26 protein-coding genes are annotated in these 20143 nt (G+C 50.5%); 8 read left to right on the top strand and 18 right to left on the bottom strand.

The window, feature by feature from the left end; all coding sequences use genetic code 11:
• Positions 1-112: 112 nt before the first annotated feature.
• Both BO53_RS0106105 and BO53_RS0106100 read right to left on the bottom strand, forming a co-directional pair.
• Positions 113-406: a hypothetical protein gene (locus BO53_RS0106105; protein WP_031546587.1), complete on the bottom strand. Its 294-nt coding sequence runs from the start codon at positions 404-406 to the stop codon at positions 113-115.
• On the bottom strand, positions 407-1426 hold the full coding sequence (locus BO53_RS0106100) for a lactonase family protein (RefSeq protein WP_031546585.1): 1020 nt from the start codon (positions 1424-1426) through the stop codon (positions 407-409).
• 144 nt (positions 1427-1570) lie between these two features.
• On the opposite strand from BO53_RS0106100, the gene BO53_RS0106095 reads away from it, so the two are divergent.
• Positions 1571-1951 carry a YolD-like family protein gene (locus BO53_RS0106095; protein WP_051683037.1) on the top strand — a complete coding sequence of 127 codons (381 nt, stop codon included), beginning with the start codon at positions 1571-1573 and terminating at the stop codon, positions 1949-1951.
• 45 nt (positions 1952-1996) lie between these two features.
• On the opposite strand, the gene BO53_RS0106090 is transcribed toward BO53_RS0106095, so the two are convergent.
• Both BO53_RS0106090 and rpmG read right to left on the bottom strand, forming a co-directional pair.
• Positions 1997-2869, bottom strand: a complete 873-nt coding sequence (locus tag BO53_RS0106090) for a bifunctional 5,10-methylenetetrahydrofolate dehydrogenase/5,10-methenyltetrahydrofolate cyclohydrolase (protein ID WP_031546581.1) — start codon at positions 2867-2869, stop codon at positions 1997-1999.
• Positions 2870-2987: 118 nt separating this feature from the next.
• Entirely contained in the window at positions 2988-3137 is a 150-nt protein-coding gene (rpmG, locus tag BO53_RS13720) for a 50S ribosomal protein L33 (protein WP_084184929.1), read from the bottom strand.
• 341 nt (positions 3138-3478) lie between these two features.
• Between rpmG and BO53_RS0106080 the strand changes: the two genes are divergently transcribed.
• On the top strand, positions 3479-4450 hold the full coding sequence (locus BO53_RS0106080; RefSeq protein ID WP_031546579.1) for a metal ABC transporter solute-binding protein, Zn/Mn family: 972 nt from the start codon (positions 3479-3481) through the stop codon (positions 4448-4450).
• A gap of 69 nt (positions 4451-4519) precedes the next feature.
• Here BO53_RS0106080 and BO53_RS14045 read toward each other — a convergent pair whose 3' ends face one another.
• Both BO53_RS14045 and BO53_RS0106070 read right to left on the bottom strand, forming a co-directional pair.
• Positions 4520-4690 (bottom strand): hypothetical protein, encoded by a 171-nt coding sequence (locus tag BO53_RS14045; RefSeq protein WP_169738730.1) that lies wholly within the window; start codon positions 4688-4690, stop codon positions 4520-4522.
• Positions 4691-4888: 198 nt separating this feature from the next.
• Positions 4889-5287, bottom strand: a complete 399-nt coding sequence (locus BO53_RS0106070) for a secondary thiamine-phosphate synthase enzyme YjbQ (protein ID WP_031546578.1) — start codon at positions 5285-5287, stop codon at positions 4889-4891.
• A gap of 68 nt (positions 5288-5355) precedes the next feature.
• Between BO53_RS0106070 and BO53_RS0106065 the strand changes: the two genes are divergently transcribed.
• The gene (locus BO53_RS0106065) at positions 5356-5772 is read left to right on the top strand and encodes a DUF2188 domain-containing protein (RefSeq protein WP_031546576.1); all 417 of its coding nucleotides are present in this window, start codon (positions 5356-5358) and stop codon (positions 5770-5772) included.
• A 44-nt stretch (positions 5773-5816) separates the two neighbouring features.
• Here the strand turns inward: BO53_RS0106065 and BO53_RS0106060 are convergent, their stop codons facing one another.
• The 3 genes from BO53_RS0106060 to BO53_RS0106050 all read right to left on the bottom strand — a co-directional run bounded on the left by BO53_RS0106060 (position 5817) and on the right by BO53_RS0106050 (position 7803).
• Positions 5817-6881 (bottom strand): NAD/NADP-dependent octopine/nopaline dehydrogenase family protein, encoded by a 1065-nt coding sequence (locus BO53_RS0106060; RefSeq protein WP_031546574.1) that lies wholly within the window; start codon positions 6879-6881, stop codon positions 5817-5819.
• Positions 6882-6982: 101 nt separating this feature from the next.
• Positions 6983-7387, bottom strand: a complete 405-nt coding sequence (locus BO53_RS0106055; protein WP_031546572.1) for a (deoxy)nucleoside triphosphate pyrophosphohydrolase — start codon at positions 7385-7387, stop codon at positions 6983-6985.
• A 236-nt stretch (positions 7388-7623) separates the two neighbouring features.
• Positions 7624-7803: a hypothetical protein gene (locus tag BO53_RS0106050; RefSeq protein ID WP_031546570.1), complete on the bottom strand. Its 180-nt coding sequence runs from the start codon at positions 7801-7803 to the stop codon at positions 7624-7626.
• 109 nt (positions 7804-7912) lie between these two features.
• Here BO53_RS0106050 and BO53_RS0106045 point away from each other — a divergent pair, with 109 nt between their 5' ends.
• Positions 7913-8794, top strand: a complete 882-nt coding sequence (locus tag BO53_RS0106045) for a helix-turn-helix domain-containing protein (RefSeq protein ID WP_031546568.1) — start codon at positions 7913-7915, stop codon at positions 8792-8794.
• Between the two features lie 19 nt (positions 8795-8813).
• Here the strand turns inward: BO53_RS0106045 and BO53_RS0106040 are convergent, their stop codons facing one another.
• From BO53_RS0106040 to nagE, 4 genes are all read right to left on the bottom strand, one after another.
• Positions 8814-9308, bottom strand: coding sequence for a GNAT family N-acetyltransferase (locus BO53_RS0106040; protein ID WP_031546566.1), 495 nt, complete (start codon positions 9306-9308; stop codon positions 8814-8816).
• Positions 9309-9313: 5 nt separating this feature from the next.
• Positions 9314-9607, bottom strand: coding sequence for a hypothetical protein (locus BO53_RS0106035; protein WP_031546564.1), 294 nt, complete (start codon positions 9605-9607; stop codon positions 9314-9316).
• A 10-nt stretch (positions 9608-9617) separates the two neighbouring features.
• Positions 9618-10727 (bottom strand): iron-containing alcohol dehydrogenase, encoded by a 1110-nt coding sequence (locus tag BO53_RS0106030; protein ID WP_245608204.1) that lies wholly within the window; start codon positions 10725-10727, stop codon positions 9618-9620.
• A gap of 89 nt (positions 10728-10816) precedes the next feature.
• On the bottom strand, positions 10817-12283 hold the full coding sequence (nagE, locus tag BO53_RS0106025; protein ID WP_031546561.1) for an N-acetylglucosamine-specific PTS transporter subunit IIBC: 1467 nt from the start codon (positions 12281-12283) through the stop codon (positions 10817-10819).
• A gap of 135 nt (positions 12284-12418) precedes the next feature.
• Here nagE and nagA point away from each other — a divergent pair, with 135 nt between their 5' ends.
• On the top strand, positions 12419-13555 hold the full coding sequence (gene nagA, locus BO53_RS0106020) for an N-acetylglucosamine-6-phosphate deacetylase (RefSeq protein WP_051683036.1): 1137 nt from the start codon (positions 12419-12421) through the stop codon (positions 13553-13555).
• 119 nt (positions 13556-13674) lie between these two features.
• Here the strand turns inward: nagA and BO53_RS0106015 are convergent, their stop codons facing one another.
• Both BO53_RS0106015 and BO53_RS0106010 read right to left on the bottom strand, forming a co-directional pair.
• Entirely contained in the window at positions 13675-15291 is a 1617-nt protein-coding gene (locus BO53_RS0106015) for a BCCT family transporter (protein ID WP_031546558.1), read from the bottom strand.
• 109 nt (positions 15292-15400) lie between these two features.
• Positions 15401-15745 carry a TIGR04104 family putative zinc finger protein gene (locus BO53_RS0106010; protein WP_245608203.1) on the bottom strand — a complete coding sequence of 115 codons (345 nt, stop codon included), beginning with the start codon at positions 15743-15745 and terminating at the stop codon, positions 15401-15403.
• Positions 15746-15849: 104 nt separating this feature from the next.
• On the opposite strand from BO53_RS0106010, the gene exaC reads away from it, so the two are divergent.
• The gene (gene exaC / locus BO53_RS0106005; protein ID WP_031546555.1) at positions 15850-17370 is read left to right on the top strand and encodes an acetaldehyde dehydrogenase ExaC; all 1521 of its coding nucleotides are present in this window, start codon (positions 15850-15852) and stop codon (positions 17368-17370) included.
• Positions 17371-17706, top strand: a complete 336-nt coding sequence (locus BO53_RS0106000) for a DUF779 domain-containing protein (RefSeq protein ID WP_031546554.1) — start codon at positions 17371-17373, stop codon at positions 17704-17706.
• Positions 17707-17748: 42 nt separating this feature from the next.
• Here BO53_RS0106000 and BO53_RS0105995 read toward each other — a convergent pair whose 3' ends face one another.
• Positions 17749-18048: a thiamine-binding protein gene (locus BO53_RS0105995; protein ID WP_031546552.1), complete on the bottom strand. Its 300-nt coding sequence runs from the start codon at positions 18046-18048 to the stop codon at positions 17749-17751.
• A 97-nt stretch (positions 18049-18145) separates the two neighbouring features.
• On the opposite strand from BO53_RS0105995, the gene BO53_RS0105990 reads away from it, so the two are divergent.
• Positions 18146-18325 carry a hypothetical protein gene (locus BO53_RS0105990; RefSeq protein WP_031546551.1) on the top strand — a complete coding sequence of 60 codons (180 nt, stop codon included), beginning with the start codon at positions 18146-18148 and terminating at the stop codon, positions 18323-18325.
• Between the two features lie 63 nt (positions 18326-18388).
• Here BO53_RS0105990 and BO53_RS0105985 read toward each other — a convergent pair whose 3' ends face one another.
• Both BO53_RS0105985 and BO53_RS0105980 read right to left on the bottom strand, forming a co-directional pair.
• Positions 18389-19264, bottom strand: a complete 876-nt coding sequence (locus BO53_RS0105985; protein ID WP_031546550.1) for a DNA-3-methyladenine glycosylase family protein — start codon at positions 19262-19264, stop codon at positions 18389-18391.
• On the bottom strand, positions 19261-20136 hold the full coding sequence (locus BO53_RS0105980) for a M23 family metallopeptidase (RefSeq protein WP_031546549.1): 876 nt from the start codon (positions 20134-20136) through the stop codon (positions 19261-19263). The genes BO53_RS0105985 and BO53_RS0105980 overlap by 4 nt, the downstream gene beginning before the upstream one ends.
• Positions 20137-20143: the final 7 nt, after the last annotated feature.

The raw sequence follows: 20143 nt of genomic DNA, 5'->3' as shown, positions 1-20143 counted from the left end.
GGCGGGGTTTTCCTATGGAAGGCAATTCCAAAAAATAGTTGAAAGAATGAAAAAATGGTATGAACAAATAATAGCACCAGTTTTCTGAAAAATCAATATTATCAGCATAATTTTATCGATTAAATATTTTACTTATTACACTCTCTTTTCCTTCCGCAAGACGTTCGCTTGAACATTCATCTTCGATACGATAGTCCAGTTCCTCCGTCGCCCTTGAAAATGATACCTCATCGATATAGTTCGTCAGCTCCGCCTGGTCGTAGCATCCGGGATGGACGATTTCCTGGAGTGTGTGATCGACGATCACCCGCTCAGAACCACTCGTCCGGTCCGCCAGGGGCAGAAACAGCAACGCTGCCGCAATCAGTATCAGAGCCAGGACAACCCATAATCCTTTTCTGTTCATTTAGATGAATCCGACAAAGACGCCTTCCGGTGCTTCCAGTTCGCCTTCCTGCCGTTCGATGGTGCCGTCTTCATTCACCTTGAACAGTACAAGGTTATGTGAGCGTTCATGGGCACATACCAGATATCCCCCGTCCGGTGTAAGGTTGAAATCCCTTGGCCAGTCCCCATTTGTAGACTCGATCTGGAGGCGTTTCAGCGCCTTGCCTTCCTCAATGATTTCAAATACAGCGATGCTGTCGTGACCGCGGTTGGATACATAGATGTACTTTCCATTCGGATGCTTGCGGATGGCAGCCCCCTGGGAATGTCCATCAAATGATTCCGGAAGTGCGGAATACGTTTCAACCGGGAAGAATTCCCCAGCGTGATAGTTGGCGACGATCACTTCATTCGAAAGCTCGGTGAAAATATATGCATAAGTCCCGCTGTCATCGAAGACAAGATGTCTTGGGCCACTGCCTGCGGCCACTTTGCATTCCGACACCTTCTCCAATTTGTCATCCTTGATCTCAAGCGTTACAATCTTGTCCGCTCCGAGATCCACTGCTGCGATGTATCTCCTGTCCGGCGTCTCGGTGACGAAGTGGGAATGAGGGTTGTCCTGGCGCTCATGGGGTCCATCCCCCTCCACCTGAAAAATATCCAGACGCTCTGACGCTACGCCGCGCTCATCCACACGATACAGACGGATTTCCCCGGACAGATAGACCGCATCCACTATATAATTCTGATCTGAAGTGAGCGTCAGGTGGCATCCTGAAGCACCTTCCTCCAGACAATCCTCGATGAAGCGCAGTTCCCCCGTCTCCATGTCGCTGATTTCGAACGTGGCGATTCCCGCCTTCGTTTTTCCTTTCTTTATTGCATATATACGATCGTTTTCAATATCCAGATAGGTGGCATTCGGAGATTCCGCCGCCTCTTCTACGGCAGTCAGTTTCCCCGTTTCCACATCCAGATTGAACTTGTATATTCCTTTGCCATGCTCTTTGGTATAAGTGCCGACATATCCGATCATGCTGATTCCTCCTCCGTCTTTTTTCTATTATAGTAGCACACCATCTACCATACCCTAAATGAAAAGATTAAAGCCCCTTGAAAAAGCGAACATATGTTCGTATAATTGATGGTGACAGAGGAACAGATCAGGGAGGGGATGCAGATGGACTACCGGGATATGCCAATGGACGAACTCGACTCCAATATTCCACAGGGGCGCGGGATGATCAAATGGGCACCTTTCGCCACCATGCCCGAACAGTTTGAAAGGGTGGCGCAGATGGTGGAGGACCAGACCAGGATTGAGCGGCCGGTCCTGTCCGATGACCGCCTGGATGAAATGAATCGTGTCCTTAAGAAGGCACTTCATGAAAAAAGATGTGTGACGGTCGAATACTACTATGACGGATTCCGTTTTCAGGTCGATCTCAGGCTCGTCCAGGTCGATACATGGAGCATGGTACTGATCGGACATCATCCGGAGGATGACACGGAAATGACTTTCATTTCATTCATCGATATTCTAAATATCGTCATGCTGTAGCGTGACATCAAAAAAAGCCATGCAGAAATTTCTGCATGGCTTTCTCTAGCGTTCCAGGAAGAGGACCGGCTCCTTCTGGTAGTCGGTTGCCATCATCAGATGATAGGCAAGCACTGTGGTCGTTATTGCCCCGACGCCGCCCGGCACGGGAGTGATATAGGAAGCCTTGTCCTTCACCGCTTCATAATCGACATCACCGACCATCTTCCCTTCATCATTGAAGTTGATGCCGACATCGACGACGATTGCCCCTTCCTTCACATGCTCGGCCCCGATCAGGTTGATCGCCCCGGCTGCACTGACGATGACATCCGCCTCCCGGCATTTGGCGACCAGATCATCCGTATACAGGTTGCATGTCGTCACTGTCGCATCACGGTTCATGAAAAGCAGTGACAGCGGCTTGCCGACTACCGCACTCGCCCCGACGATGGTGACGTTCTTCCCTTTCAGGTCTATATCATAGAAATCGAGCATCTCCATCACACCTGCAGGTGTGCATGGCTCAAGCCGATTCTTTTCATCGGTCAGGACCTGGCCGAGATTGAAAGGGGTCATTCCGTCAATATCCTTCATCGGGTTCATCAGTTCCACCACCCGCTTCATGTCTATGTGCTTGGGAAGCGGCTGCAGCAGAAGAATGCCGTTTATAGAATAGTCCTCATTGATCTCCCTGAATTTTGTCAGAAAAGCCCTGGCTGAAACATCTTCCGGAAAATGGAACTGTTCCATATCGATCGACAGTTTCTCGAAACGTTTCATCGCCGCCCGCTCATAGGAGATGGAATCCGACAGGCCGCCCACCCTCACAAAAGCGACTTTCGGTTTGATGCCATGCTTGTGTGATTCCTCAAGCGCATATCGAATTCCTTCAGATAAATGTGCTGCAACTGCTTTGCCATCCATAATCGTTGTCATAAAAAGCGCTCCTTTTTACCCTTTTTATCCCAATATACCACAATCCAATATGAATCATGTACTCAAAACCATGGCCTTTCCGACAAAATAAAAAGCCGCCCGATGGGCGGCAGATCCGTTACTTGGTTTCACGGTGGATTGTATAGCTATTGGATCTTGGGCAGTATTTCTTCATTTCAATACGCTCAGGATTGTTTCTTTTGTTTTTAGTCGTAATATAGTTACGATCTCCACAATCAGTGCAAGCCAAAGTTACATTTACTCTCATCAGTTACGCCTCCTTTACTCATTACCTGTTCCGCTTTGCGGTGAGGAACATCCAAATCGGAATAATGTTGCTATTATACCATGTCCAGGGACGTGTTGGAAGCTGTCCCGGACTCCATTTCAACTGGCCAGTTGATCATCCCTAAACGGGATGAAACGATGGTATTCAATGATAACAGGTTCCTCATCAACATTGAACCGCCTTAACCATTTTAAAGGTTTATCGATATTTTTTCAACACTTTTATAGATGGACGGCCAAAATTTAAGATTGCACTTGCCTAATCGAAATCATTACGATATAATTTTAAATCGTAATCATTACGCTATGAAGGAGCACTTTATGAAAAAATACCTATTCTTGGGGCTTATGTTCGTTTTTACAATGATTCTCGGAGCATGCGGCAACTCAACTACGGAATCCAATGAAACAGACAGCAGTTCCCTCACAGTCTATACGACCGTCTTCCCATTGAAGAGCTTTGCCGAACAGATTGGCGGAGATGCGGTCACAGTCGAGACCATCTATCCGAATGGCGCCGACATCCATACTTATGAACCGACGCAGAAGGATATGCTCGAATATGCAGAAGGCGATCTTTTCATCTATACGACCGACACACTCGATCCCGTTTCGGAAAAGATCAGGGGCGCAGTCGAAGAACACACTGTATTCTTCTCTGCTGCCGACGGCATATCCGAGGAAGCATTTGAGCATGACCATGCGCACGAGCATGAAGATGAAGCAGGTCATGAAGACGAAGATGGACACGACGATGAGCATGGACACGAACACGGGACAGACCCCCATATCTGGCTCGATCCTGAGCTCTCTGTCGAAATGGCAGAAGCCATCAGGGACCAACTTGTGGAAATGGACCCGGACAATGAGTCGGCCTACACCGAAAACTTTGAAGTACTGAAAGAGGAACTGACGGCCATCCACACGGAACTCGGGACCATTACAGAAGACCCTGTCCGCGATACCGTCTACATCTCCCATGAATCCATCGGCTACCTTGCCGACAGATACCACTTCGAACAGGTCGGCATATCCGGGCTGAACAACCAGGAGCCTTCCCAGCAGGAGTTGACACAGATCATCGAGGATATAGAAGCGCATGAAATACCATATATCCTATATGAACAGAACATCACTTCAAAAGTGACGGACACGATACGTGAAGAGACCGGCACCGAACCACTCGAATTCCATAACCTGGCGGTATTGAATGATGAGGATGACCCTGAGGCAACATATCAGTCCATCATGCAGGATAACATCGAAGTACTGGATCGTGCGCTGAACGAATAGCACAGGGACAGTTGACGCCATACCACAACACCAAAAAAGGTGACCCGAGGGTCACCTTTTCTCATGCCATTACGTATTTTCCGCTTCTATCTCATGCTTGAGCTTCTCAGTGAATTCCTTGATCTCATCGACATCCTTTTTCAGGAAGAAGGCGAGGATGGCCACCCCGACTGTTCCGACCACAATAAGTACAAGAATCAATTTAAGCAGAAAACTGAATAAAGATTTTATGAATTCCATATTGACCTCCATGAAGTGTTTTATTCACTCTACCCCGGGACTAAAAAATTTATGCAAAAAGTTCAGAAACAGGGTTGCTATTTATCTGAAAATTCAGTATTATAAAAATTAGTTAATCACTATTAACTAACCTATTCCATTTCCTTAAAAATTTCTCCTATTTTTCCTGCATCCACCCGGGTGCAGGTTTTTTGTTTTCTAGCCTTCAATCACTTTGATATGCACCTTCCGGTCCCTCGGTCCGTCGAACTCCGCGAAATAGGTGCTCTGCCAAGTGCCATAAACGACCTCGCCGCCCTCTATGATCAGTGTTTCACTGGCACCCGTCAACGAGGATTTCATGTGCGAATCCGAATTGCCCTCTGCATGCCTGTACTCCTTCTTGTTATCGAATGTCATATTCATCCCATAGACGAGATCACGTGTCACATCCGGGTCGGCATTCTCGTTGATGGTAATGCCTGCTGTCGTGTGCGGGGTGAAAATCGTCATGATGCCCTGCCTCACTCCGCTTTTCGCGAGCGCTTCTTCGACAAGCGAATCGATATTAATATACTCTTCTCTTACCTTGGATGTTACAGTAAATGTAAATAGCATATTATCACCTTTAACTTTCTTCTGTATGGGTACTATAATACTAAAGATTGATGAAAGGGGAAATGCAAATGCCTTATACAATGAATGACTATCCGGATTCTTTGAAGAACATGGAGAAGCTGGAGCGTAAAAAGGCGATTGACATCATTAATGCCCTGCTTGAGGAGGGCTATGACGAAGGGCGTGCCATTCCCATCGGTACCGATCAGGCGAAGGAATGGTATCAGGATGCCTCCCAGAAGGAACTGGATGAACTCAAGAATGAAAAGGTCACCGACCATGAAGATGATCCGGGCAAGCAAGGCGGCAAGATTGCCGACAACGACGTGGAAGTCTTCTTTGAGGATGATGAATGGAAAGTCCAGACCAAAGGGGCAAAGCGTCCGAGCAACACGTATGACAACAAGAACGACGCCACCAGACGGGCGAAGGAGATTGCCGAAAACCGCGGTGCGGAAGCGATCATCCATAATAAGAATGAATAGAATAAAAGTCCTCGGCACCTCAAATAGAGGTGCCGAGGACTTTTCTATACCTGCCGATTCAGATCCTGTCCGCCATCGAGGCCGACCTTCTCCAGAGTCAGCCCCTCTCGGGTGAAATCGACGTCCAGCATCAGTGAGGTCAGATGGATGATGGAGTCGATCGATGGCGTCTCTACATCCACCGCTTCCGCAATGCTCCTCCACAGGACGAGGCCGTACCCCACATCTTCCACAACATAGCGGTTGTTCAGGGTGACCGGTCCGACGAGATCCTTCAGTATGGGACTTTCGTTGTACTGCTCCTTCAGTGGCTTGTCCGGTTCGAAATAGGTACTCCTTTCGGAACGTGCGGATTTATCCAGCACCTCGAATCCCAGTGCATCACATATCCTCTGGCGCTCCCCATCTATCGCCTCAATCACTTTGACCGTATGGTGCGTCACCCCATCACGATAGAGATAGAACTCGTCACCATGATTGTCTATGAACCCCGTATTCAATATGGAAGGAGCCGGATGGCTCTCCGGGTTTCCATTATTCAGAGCCGTTTCGATGATGTTCTCGGCTGGTACGAGCGTATCGTAGAGTACTGTCAGCTTTTTCATCATCTGTTCCGTGTCACGGCTTGGATATGCACTGAAAAGATTATGCTTGCTCCTCAATATGATATCCGCATCATTTTCTTCATAGTCATATCGTGCAGCGTATGTCAGGGACATCGATTCGCCCATCAGAACGGATGCGTCCGGGCGTTTTTCCTTCAATAGATTGCTCAGCACCATGCTGTTCATTGCACTCGCGCCATTGATGAAGACCATCTGCCCATCTTCCAGGTATGGAATGAGCTCTTCGAACATCTGAGCGAGAATATGGGTCGGCAGGCAGGTCATGATCACTTCCGCACCTTCCACCGCTTCGAGCGGATCCTGGGTGAATTTATGGAAATAGAGTGCCTCCCCCTTAAAATTGACTTTACCCTGCATGATGTCTTCATGAGGATCCTTCAACGCCTGCAGAGAGTGATACAGCGTCACTTCATGACCTCTTGAAGTCAAATCCGCCGCGGCAACAACTCCCCCGTTACCTGCACCAACTATGGAAACTTTCATTTAATTAGAACACCCCTTAATTTGTATAGGGGATATTATACTGAAAATTCCGATATTAATCCACTATAAAGGCCCGGTTCCGAAAGAACCAGGCCATATCTCTATTTTGCAGGACTGCCATTTTTGATCAGTTCGATGGCCGGAATATCAGCAGGGGCCCAGTCGAGGGCCTCTATATCCCTGCGCGGCAGCCATTTCATGTCAATGTGTTCGAGCAGCTGGATGTCACCCGACAGCTGTTTCGCATAATAGGTCGTCAGTTCGACCGTGCCGAAATCATATTCATGCACTGTCGTGGTGATCCGTTCCCCCACTTCTATTTCACAATCCATTTCTTCCATCAGTTCGCGTTCCAAGGCTTCCGCCGGTGCCTCCCCCTCTTCGACCTTGCCTCCTGGGAACTCCCACATCAGCGCCAGGTTCTTGCCTTCCGGTCTCTGGGCACATAATATCTCATCCTTTTCGTTTACTATGACAGCGCCAACGACTTTGATATATTTCTTCATGATATCCTCCAAAGATTTTATAATACGCCCATTATAACAAAAAGACTGCGCGGGTTCCCCCTTCGCAGTCGAATTTCACATATAGTATATGGTATTATTATCTTGTCCTAAAAAAGGCCCGCCTTAAATTTGCACAAAAAAAAGACCCTCTGCCCAAAATTATTAAGAGGTCGGGTGCATTCAGGGCAGAGGTAATCCAATTAAGGGTAAGGAAAAAATGAACTTACTAGAAGTTGCTAATAAACACCGATAGGGGCTGGCCTGCCATCAGGAAGATAACCGGAACCTTTACCAAAAGTTCCAACTTCTTCATAGCCACTCTTTACAACACTCGCTTCTGCTGTAGGAGTATTGACTGCCGATAATGAGCCTAATAGAATAGTACTCACAATCACAGCGCTGATAATCTTTTTCATGCCATCACCACCTTCGATGTTTATATATATAGTATGCACCATTCTAAATATTCTATCAATATTCACATATGCAAAAATTGTGAACATTTACTTATTCGGGAGGATACTTATGAGATATTACGAACGCTTCAAGGAAATCCGACAGCAAAAAGGTCTGACCCATAAGGAGTTATCAGAAGGAATATGCGGAATGACGACGATATACCGGTTTGAACGGGGAGATACTGCGATTGCTGCAGAAGTACTTTACAAGCTGTGCCAGCGTCTCAGTATCAGCATGCAGACCCTGTTCATAGATGAGGACTCGGAATATGCGCTGATCGACTACTATCTCGAAAAACTGCGGGACTATGTCTACTTCAAGCATCCGGAGATGCTCAAGCTGACGCTTCAGGATGCAAAGAAGACAATCAACGAAAGACCCGGTTTCGATCTGAAATACCGCAACTACGACCGGCTCTATCGAACATATACCGCAATCGACCTGAGGAATGATGACAAGTATGCACAGGCTGAAAAAATTCTCCTCGAACTGGTTGAGGAAACCAAAAATGTCCAGTCTCTGGAACTTGAAGTCATTAACACGCTCGGGGATCTCTACCTCATTATGGACCGCTATGAGGATGCCCTCACCCTCTACCAGAAACACAGGAACCGGATTTTCGACTTCCCACGTGTGGATGGTTTCGAGAGGTACATGATCAAGCAGCTCCATTACGGCTATGCAATATGTCTCTACAACAGCGCCTCATATGTGCAGGCATTGGAAGTATGCTACAAGCTGCTCATCAGAATCCAGGAGAACAACTCCATGTTCTATCTGGGCAGGACACATCATCTGATGTCACTGATTTATGTTGCACTGAAAGACCCTGAACCGGCAAAGGAGCACCTTGCCAAATGCGAAGCTGCCTTCCTGCTGGAAGACCTGGACGATAGTATGGCGTATCATATACAGATTGCCAAAGAGGAAGTAAAAGCGCTGGAGTAGACATCTACTCCAGCGCTTTTCATATGGAGCGCCTGAACCTGAGTGAAGTCTGTACTTCCCCAGTCCCCGTCCTCCGGGATTTCTGCTCGATATACTCGAATCCCCTGGTTTCGTAGAACGGCTGGCCATGCACATTGCCTTCCTGTACAGACACCCACTGCTCCACCAATCCTTTATTCCTGTGGTCCTCCGTCAGACGATGAAGAAGCATTCCACCGATGCCCATGTACCTATGGTTTGCATCGACATAAAAGACATATATTTCTCCGCTGCGGACAGACGTCCTGCCGCCGCCGATCACACCGACAACTGCGCCATCCAGCTCGGCAACGTAGCTGTAATGGCCTCTGGCGATATCCTGCATGACCTTTTTTTCGTTATACCAGAAACTGACGGTTTCATGCTGATGGCTTTCAGAGATCAAGCCCTCCACCGTCTGCTTCCAGCCGGTGCGGCAGATCCGGGCAATGGCCGGAGCATCCTGTGTTTTGGGCCTGCGGATACTGGGTTCCATGGAAATCACTTCTCCCCCGGAGGGTCGGGCACATGTACTTCCTGGTCCACTTCGACATAGTTCACTTTATCCAAACCTTCCATCTTCTCCGCCTCGGCTTCCGACATGGATATGACATACACCTTCATCAATGAAAACCGCTGCTTTATATCATCACGCTCCAGACCGACCTCATCGAGATCCGCTTCAGTCAGCTCCCCACTGACACCGACCAGGTAGTCCGTCTTTTCTTCCATGCCATCACACCCCACCATCATAAGGATTGATATGAAAAATACCAAGCGGATGCGCTTCTTCATGGCACCACCCCTATTTCTTTTCGAGCATCTCCACAATTTCATCTTTGGACAGCTGTGCGATATTATTCTGCATGTTTGCAGGCTGCATGCTTTTCTCGGCAATCTCCGGAATATCCCCACGGCTGATGTCGAGGTCCTTGAAAGTCATCGCAAGCCCCATCTGACGCTTCAGTGCATTGAACGCCTCGCTCAGTGCCGCTGCATCATCAAAACCGATGTCTCTGGCATGCTGATGAAGTTCAGGGTTCGCTTCTGCGTTGATTACAAACCATGCATCCATCGTAAATGCACACGCCTCCCCATGCGGCACGCCGTAATGGGAGGTCAAGTAGTAGCTCGTTGCATGCGAGCCGGAAGTGCCGGTCTGGCTGAATGCCATCCCTGCAAGCATGCTTGCGAGTGACAGGTTCTTGCGCGCCTCCCTGTTGGATGATTCCGTGTATGCAGCAAGCAGGTTTTCAAATGCGAGCTTAGATGCACGGATCGCCAATGCATCGGATACGGGATTGTGCTTGACCGAACCCAGGCAATCGAGCGCATGGCAGAGGATGTCTATCCCCGATACCGCAGTGACGCCCGGGGGACATGTCAGTGTCAGCTCGGGATCGACCACGGCCGTCTGCGGATAGAGTGCCGGGCCAATCAATGGCACTTTGAGTTCCTTTTTCTTGTCACTGATGATGCTGGCTGCAGTGACTTCGGATGCTGAACCGCTCGTCGTCGGTATCGCTATGACCGGCAGGGCCCGTGTAAAGTCATCATGTTCAAGCAGATCTTCCATAGCGATATCCTGCATGTATGCAGCCGCCGCCGCCTTGGAGGCATCCATCGCGGATCCGCCCCCAATCGCCACTACCGCATGGGCATTGTGCTCATTCATCGCCTCGACGATCGCACTGACATTCTCAAGACTTGGATTCGGCTCGATATCCGAAACGAGCGCTTTGACCCGTTCTCCAAGCTGGGTGTTGATGAACTCCGTCGTTCCATTTTTTATCTGGGAGTTTGACGATACGACTATGAGGCGCCTGTAACCTTTGGCCTCTGCGATTTCATTAATCTGGGAAATGATCCCTTCTCCGAATTTGATCTCGACTGGATGGTGAAATGTAAACATCATGCTCCTCCTCCTATTCATTCTCTCCCCCATTATATACTAAACTGGTAGAGAATATAACAGGGCACCTCCAAGAGGTGCCCTGTGTGAATCTATAGAAGACGCTTCATTTCTTCAGCCACATGTTCGACTTCCGTACCGACGACGACCTGGATGTTGTTCTTGCCAGGTTTCGCGACGCCATGGGCACCTGATGATTTGATCTGTCCTTCGTCGATCAGGGACTCATCATGGACGTTTACCCTGAGGCGTGTCGTACAGTAGTCAATCGTATCGATATTATCTTTTCCACCAAGGCCGATGAGAATCTGGTCGGCCTTGCGGGAGTACCTGTCGTCATGGGAGGTCTTGAGGTCCTCCCCTTCTTCGGCTCCAGCCGGTGCTTCCGCGGAAAGTACCGCATCATCGCGTCCTGGTGTCTTGAGGTCCATCGCTTTGATGATGACCCTGAAGATGAAGTAGTAGAGGACAAAGAACACCAGACCCTGGACGAGCAGCATATATGGCTGGTTGGCGATCGGCACCTGTGTACTCAGCACAAAGTCGATGAGTCCCGCGCTGAAGCCGAATCCGGCCGTCCATTCGAACAATGCTGCAATGAACAGGGAAAGCCCTGTCAGCAGTGCGTGCACCAAGTAGAGCAGTGGTGCAAGGAACATGAATGAGAATTCAAGCGGTTCCGTCACACCTGTGAGGAATGCCGTCAGGGATGCAGCAAGCAGGATTGAACCCGCCGCCTTCTTGTATTCCGTCTTCGCCGTATGGTACATGGCAAGCGCCGCACCCGGCAGGCCGAACATCATAATAGGGAAGAACCCGGCCTGATAACGTCCGGTGATGCCTTGTTCACCGGCATTGTCCCAGAAGTTGCCGATGTCGTTGATGCCCACCGTATCGAACCAGAACACCGAGTTCAATGCGTGGTGCAGGCCTGTCGGAATCAGGAGACGGTTGAAGAACCCGTAGATGCCTGCGCCAAGGGCCCCCATTCCACTGATCCATTCACCGAAGCTGAACAGTCCGTTGTAGAGCAGTGGCCATACGAAGTAGAGTATGCCGCTGAGCAGGATCATGACAAACACTGCGATGATCGGAACGGCACGCCGTCCACTGAAGAATGCCAGATAATCCGGCAGTTTCGTACCACTGAAACGGTTGTAGAGCGCTGCACTGATCAGCCCTGTGATGATTCCGAGGAATACGTTGTTTTCAATGACGCCAAAAGCTTCCCCGACCTCTTCGACTTCAACACCACGCAGCAGTGCCACAGAATCTGCACTCAGGAGATTCGTCACGACAAGGAATGACACGAGGCCTGCGAGTGCCGCCGCCCCGTTCTTGTCCTTCGACATGCCGAAGGCGAGCCCCACTGCAAAAAGAATCGCGAGATGATCGAGAATTGCACCGCCTGCATTGATGAACATACCAGCAATGGCGCTGCCTCCTCCCCACCCCTCAGGGTCGATTGCGTAACCGATGCCGAGCAGTAGTGCTGCAGCCGGAAGCACTGCGACCGGAAGCATGAAAGCACGTCCCATATTCTGTATATAACGTAACATGTAAATCCTCCTTCACCCTTTTTATGTAAATGCTTACATCCAATATAGCACATGCTTATGCATCAATGTATAGGAATTTATTTGGAATATACTATAATAAGATTACAAATGGTTATGGAAAGGATGAAAAAGTTTATGCAACTCCTGATTAAAAATGCATGTCTGGCAACACATGAAGAGATACTGGAGGACCACTGGCTGCTGAGCACTGATGGGAAGATAGAAGATTTCGGCCCGATGGACAGCTGCCCGGATATCGGGGAGGCCCTCGATGCCAAAGGAATGAATGTACTGCCCGGTGCCATAGAGATGCACATCCACGGGGCGAACGGTGTGGATGCCATGGACGCTGACATGGAATATATCGAAAAGATTTCCGAACATCTGCCCCGGACCGGCTCGACATCCTTCCTCGCCACCACCATGACCGCACCGATCGAGGATATCGAACGGGCGCTCATGAACCTTGCAGACTACAAATATGTTTCCGGTGCCAGAATGCTCGGCATCCATCAGGAAGGCCCGTTCATTTCGATGAAGCATCCCGGTGCCCAGGACCCCCAGCATATACTCGCCCCGGACAGCGAAGCCATCCATCACCTCCAGGATATTTCCGGGAATCAGGTCCGGCTGATCACCTATGCACCAGAAGAGGATGCGGGAGAATTCCTCGATGCATTGAAGGCGCTCGACATCATCCCTTCCGCGGGCCATACCGACGCCACATATGAGGCGCTGAAAAAGGCGCAGGACAATGGCCTCACCCATGTGACCCACCTCTACAACGGCATGCGGGGACTGCATCACCGTGAACCCGGCGTCGTCGGATTCTCCTACATGGAAAACGCCTATGTCGAACTGATCGCCGATGGCATCCACTCGAGACCGGAGATGGTGAAGCTTGCATTCGACGTCATCACATCCGACCGGCTCGTCATGATCACCGATGCCATGCGCGCCCAGGGACTGCCGGATGGCGAATACGACCTCGGCGGCCAGACCGTCCATGTGGCTGGTGACGAAGCCAGGCTGTCCGACGGTACACTTGCCGGCAGCGTGCTCACCATGAAGCAGGCGGTCAGAAATATGCGCGCATTCACAGGGTGCGGATGGCAGGACATCGTCAGGATGAGCGCCTACAACCCTGCAGCAGAACTCGGCCTGACGGAATCAAAGGGCGTCATCAGGAAAGGTGCCGATGCCGATCTTGTCATCTATAATGAAGATGCCGAGCTGAAGCATACCATCATTGGTGGAGAGGTGTATGTCTGATTCGATTGGGGGTAACGGGCTGAAGTAGTTTCCAGTCGCAGCATTTCCGATTGTGAGGCGACATCTACCACCCCCGCTCCATAGAAAAGGCTCCGGAATATCAAATCCCGGAGCTTTTCCTATTCCCACCACTTGTCGCGTTTTGCATATGAAATCGAAAGGGTTCTTCTTTCCTTTTCCTTGTGTGCCCTGTGCCTCTCCTCGAGCTTGACCCGATCATCACTGAGCGTCCGTATGAACGATATCATCAGCATGATGAATATGACAATCAGCGGTGCGCCGGCTACAATAGAAGCCGTCTGCAGCAGTCCGAGTGAATCCTCACCGCTGATGAGCATCAGTGAGAATGGCAGCACGGACAGTGCAAACGCCCAGAACAGGCGGTTCCATCTGTACGGCTCCCCGTCGACTTCGGACTGCGTCGTCGCAGAAAGGATATAGGAACCGGAGTCGAATGTCGTTGCCAGGTAGATGAGTGCAGTAATCACGAACACCGCCGTCGTCAACTTGCCGAATGGCAGCTGGCCGATGACCGCCATGATCGCCGCTTCCCCGCTTTCGTTATTGAGCACTTCCGTGACGGAGATTGTACCCGAGAGTTCAAGCCACAGGCCGTAGTTCCCGAGGATGCCGAAGAAGAGCGCACAGCCGAGCGTGCCATACAGCAGTGTGCCGAGCACGACCTCCTTCAGTCTGCGGCCTTTTGAAATCCGCGCAATGAATAATCCGACGAATGGTGCATAGACGAGCCACCATGCCCAGTAGAACACGGTCCAGCTCTGCGGGAAGGATGTTTCCGGCACATCACCATAGCCGCCGAACGGCTCAAGCCATGTAGCCATCCTGAAGAAGTCCTGGATCATGAGCCCGACGCTCGAAACCGTCGTCTCCATGATGAACACGGTCGGTCCGACGATGAAGACGAACCCGAGCAGTATGAAGGTCAGCCACAGGTTGATGTCGCTGAGCACCTTGATGCCGCGCTTCAGTCCCGAATAGGAGCTGACCGCAAAGATTACAGTGGCGGCAACCAGGATGCCAAGCCGCAGGGCCGACCCTTCCCCATCGATGCCGAACAATGATTCCATGCCTGCTGCAATCATCGGTGTCGCAAGGCCGAGTGTCGTACCGGCACCCCCGAGCAGACCGAAGATGAACAGCACATCGATCAGTTTCCCGGGCCACCTCGTCGTGTATTTTCCGAGCAGCGGTTCACATGCCAGACTGATCTTCAGAATCGGCCGCTTTTTGACATACAGGGAATATGCGATCGGCAGGGCCGGCAGCACATAGATCGCCCATGCAATCGGTCCCCAGTGGAATATTCCGTATGTAGTCGCGTAGTTGATCGCCTCTTCACTTGCGGGAACCAGGTGGAACGGGGGTGCCTGATAATAGTAGACCCACTCGATGACACCCCAGTACAGGATGCTCGAGCCGATGCCTGCACAGAACAGCATGGCAGCCCAGCTGAATGTGCCGAATTCCGGGTCATCGGATTCCTTTCCAAGCGTCACCTGTCCATATTTTCCGAATGCGATATAGAGGACAAAGAAGAATACCGCAAGACCGACAGCCAGATACACTGCGCCGAGCCCCGTCGTCACCCACTCATTCATCTGCAGGATGGTATTGCGGCTTGCCTCGGGAAATGCAATGAGCGGGATGACGACCGACAGCAGAATCAGCAGTGATGCGATGAACGTCGGCCAGTCCATCAATCTAAATTTCTTCACATTTTCACCTCGTGTAATTTTATACTACCGTCTGAAACGACTGTATTATATTAACACACTGATGAATAGAAGCAAGTCGACAAAAAAAAGATGGACCCGTAGTCCATCCCTACTCCTTCATATTATAGCGGTATCTCTTGAAGCGGATCGTCAGCGGCAGGAAGACTGCCATATAGATGACCAGCAGCAGAATGCTCAATGCGACGGATATGGGTACCGGCCACCCCATGATCGGAATCAGCAGGAACACCATCATGGCCAGGCCGATGATCGCAATATAATCATACAGGATCGTCAATGTCGACGGCTCCAGATATTCCCGGCATCTGGGACATCTGATCCGCGTGCGCGGCTTCAGCGCATATCCCAGAAGCTTCTCCCTATACGTCCATTCATGACTGCAATACGGACACTCGCCCATTTCCACCACTCCGCTCATAAACTGTAGATCCATTATAAATGAAAGTATCCCAGCAGACAAACCCTATAAATGTAAGCGCTTGCAAATATCTCAATATTGGAATAAAATGAAGTTACATTAAACAGGGGGTATGCATAATGGTATATGAGTTTCCAAACAAAGAGAATGCACAATACAAAATCAAGGAGCAGTATGAGAACTTCATCGGCGGGGAATGGGTGTCACCGGTAAACGGAAAGTACTTCGACAACGAGTCTCCGGTCATCGGCAAGGTCGTGTCGAAAGTGCCACGCTCCACAAAGGAGGATATCGACAAGGCGGTCGAGGCGGCCCATAAGGCGCAGGAGGAATGGGGAAAGACCTCCCCGACTGAGCGGAGCAACATCCTGCTCAGAATTGCGGACCGTATCGAACAGAACCTCGAAGAACTTGCCGTACTTGAAACATTCGAGAACGGCAAGGCCGTCAGGGAGACACTGAACGCCGACCTGCCGCTCGTCGTCGACCACTACAGATATTTCGCCGGTGCGATCCGTGCCCAGGAAGGTGGCATATCACAGCTTGATGATGATACGGTGGCCTACCATTTCCACGAGCCGCTCGGTGTCGTCGGCCAGATCATTCCATGGAACTTCCCGCTTCTGATGGCGACATGGAAGCTTGCCCCTGCACTTGCTGCAGGGAACTCCGTCGTACTCAAACCGGCGGAACAGACGCCGACGACGATACTCCATCTGATGGAGCTCATCAGTGACATCCTTCCGAAAGGCGTCGTCAACGTCGTCAACGGCTTCGGTTCGGAAGCCGGCCAGGCACTGGCGACACACGATAAGATCAACAAGCTCGCCTTCACCGGAGAGACGACGACGGGTCGGATCATCATGCAGAACGCCAGCCAGAACATCATTCCGGTCACACTTGAGCTTGGGGGCAAATCACCGAACATCTTCGCCAAGGATGTCATGGACGAAGATGATGGGTTCCTTGATAAGGCAATCGAAGGGCTCGTCATGTTCGCATTCAACCAGGGGGAAGTATGTACCTGCCCTTCCCGCGCGTTGATTCATGAGGACATTTTCGATGAATTCATGAAACGCGTCGTCGAAAGGGTCGAGAAAATCAAAATCGGCAACCCATTTGATGAAAATACGATGATGGGCGCCCAGACATCGAAAGAACAGAAGGAAAAAATCAGTTCCTATCTCGACATCGGCAGAAAAGAAGGTGCCGAAGTGATGACGGGTGGAAACATCAAGGAAGTGGATGGGGAGATCGAAGGCGGCTACTATTTCGAACCGACCATCTTCAAGGGTGATAATAAGATGCGGATATTCCAGGAAGAGATTTTCGGGCCTGTCCTTGCTGTCGCAACATACAAGGATGATGACGAGGCGATCGCCATTGCCAACGATACGCTGTATGGTCTCGGCGCGGGTGTATGGACCCGCTCCCAGAACAAGGCATACAGATTCGGGCGTGCCATCCAGGCAGGCCGCGTGTGGGTGAACACATATCATGACTATCCTGCCCACGCTGCATTCGGCGGTTATAAGATGAGCGGTATCGGCCGTGAAAACCATCTTATGATGCTCAGTCATTATCAGCAGACGAAGAACCTTCTCGTCAGCTATGGCGAGTCAGCAAAAGGATTCTTCTAAATGGAAAAATTAAAGGCCGTTGACGCGACAGAAGCGGCCAGATCCCTCATACGGGATCTGAAGGAAGAGCACGGGAATCTCATTTTTCACCAGTCCGGCGGATGCTGCGATGGGTCCAGTCCGATGTGCCTGAAGGAAGGCACCATGATCATCGGTGATGCGGATGTAAAGCTCGGGGAAGTCGAAGGCGTCCCCTTCTACATGCACCATCGCCAGTATGAGTACTGGAAGCATACGCGCCTTACCCTGGATGTCGTCGAGGGGATCGGCGGCATGTTCAGCGTGGAAGGGCCGCGCGGCGTGCGTTTTCATATCCGGAGTGAACCCATCAAATGAAAAAGGGTCTGTACACTTGTACAGACCCTTTTTCAATGTCAATTACTCATCGAATTCATAGTAGTCGGAAAGGATGTCCTTGATTTTGATTTCGTCCTCGGACTGGATCAGCTTGATGTTTGAAACGACCTTGTCGCACCCTTCACTTGCCAGTTGGCTGTTCAGTTTCTTGATCAGGTTCATCAGTTCATCGATGCTGCCTTCGACTGTCGTCTCCATCGGTCCTACGAAATGTGTCAGACCGCTCTCTTCAATGATTTCAATCGCACCGCCCACATGACTGTAGAGGTCATTCGTTTCCGGATGGTGAGGAAGTAGCTGTACACTCATAATATAGTTCATCAATAAGCCTCCTCTTTTAAATTTAGTTCACTATTATGATACCATTATAAAAAGTGCTTTTAAAGAAACTCGGTACTTAGACAAAAGGAGCAGTTGGATGAACCGAAATACAATCAAATGGTTGAACTTTACGCTGACAGTCATTGCCCTATTCGCAATATATGTCTTTCTTGACGGCATCATCGACCCATCCATGCACGGCCTGATGATTGTCGGTCTGATCATCATCGGCATGGTTTCCCTCGTTCTTGTCCTGCGGAAGGAAGGCGGGGGGTGACACCACTCCATCAGCAATAAAGCCCACCATAATCATATGGTGGGCTTTATTGTGCGATCATTGCTAGCCGAGTACACGCCACATGTAGAGCGTGGCATATGCACCATGTCCACCCCACTCATCCGTAACAGCCTGGATATATGCACGGTCCGGCTTTTCCTCGAGGTTGTCAGTCATCCGGATGGCATTCTTCAGGCCTGCGTCCCCTATCGGCACGGCATTCCTGAATTTCAGGGTACGCATCAATACCGAATTGGCACTCCACGGCCCGATGCCCTTGATGCTTGTGAGATGGGCGAGCGCCGACTCGTAGTCATCCATTCGTTCCAGGAATGCTTTCGACAGTGTCCCCGCCTCAATGCCATCGGCACATCGATGGATATATTCCGCTTTCCTGTAGGATATCTGCATGCTGCGCATCGATTCCGTATCCAGCGCCAGGATTTCTGCGGGTTCAGGCATCAGCCAATAGCGTTCCCCTTCGAACGCGATATGGTGACCGAAGTGCTCGACGAGCCTCCTTTTCAGCGTGAAGGCAAACCGCATGTTGATCTGCTGGCCGAGCACCGACCAGAGCAGCCCCTCCATCATGTCTACAGTACACGTCATCCGATAGCCGTACAATGTTTCGACAACAGGACCAAGGCGGCCATCCTGACGGGCAAAGCGATAGAAGGCATCCAAGTCATATTCAAGGTCGAACCATTCGATGACGTAGTTCCGAACAGTAGATTCCGGCACACCTTCATTCATGAGGATGGCCACCTCGACCGAGTTCGCCTCCGATCCTTCCGAAACCTCAAACAGCACACGCAATCCATCAAGCACCGCCGCTTTCCTGATTGTCCCCGCCTGTGCACGGTACAGGCAGTCATCCTGCTGGGCCATGAAGTCATAGGCCAGTCCGTAATCGAACGGCCCGTTTGCCCGAATCATCATTGGCCGCTTCTCCCCCAGACCCGGTCCCCCTGCCTCGGTTCGCCTGAAGGGGAAAACTGGATGCGTATCGATTTCGATGTATAGGGGTCCCTGCCATCCATGACATGGAAATGGAGGTGCGGCGTATCGGATGCACCACTGTTGCCGCATTGTGCAATGCGCTCCCCTGTTTCAACCGTATCCCCTTCCTTCACTGTGATTGAATGCTTCCTCAGATGGGCAAGCAATGAATATTCATTGTAGCCATGGGAGATGATGATGTGATTGCCTTCAGGTACCGACATGTTCGGATAGTGCGGCATATTATCCTCTATATCATCCACCACCTTAACGACTTCCCCACCTCTTGGTGCAACGATACTCGCCCCGAATGCATGGTAGGCCTCAAGCATCTCCTCGTCCCCGCCATGGGCGGCGCCATCCACCTTCCGGATGAAGTCATAAGCATACCGCTGGTGTTCATATGGATAGTGGTAGTTCAGGAAGGCATCGTTCCCGCCCCACAGCACAAACCACTCACCTTCAAAGGGCAGACGGTACGTGTTGATCGTCACTTCCCGGTCGGAAGTGAACCGTTCATACACATCAAACTGGATGCCGATGATCTCCCCTTCACTGTTGTAGGCGACGGTGATCATCCTGTCGTCCCCCGCATTCACCCACTGGTATCTTTTGATGCCCGGTTCGAGCTGGTTGGAATGCTTCAGATTAAAGCTGCCGGCGTCGCGGCCAAACTCCGCCGCCGCCTCCCGGAATGCATCCACCCCCATCTGAAGCTGGAAATCCTGTACCGTCTGTCTGTAAATCCGTTCAAAGTTTCCATTGGAAAAATGATAGCCGAATTCCTCCGGAAATACGCTCTCCTGTGCCATAATGATT

Origin of the sequence: Salinicoccus luteus DSM 17002, from assembly GCF_000712035.1 — a bacterium.
Taxonomy (GTDB): Bacteria; Bacillota; Bacilli; order Staphylococcales; family Salinicoccaceae; genus Salinicoccus; species Salinicoccus luteus.
Note: the sequence above shows the minus strand (reverse complement) of the source record. Positions and strands in the feature narration are given on the sequence as shown.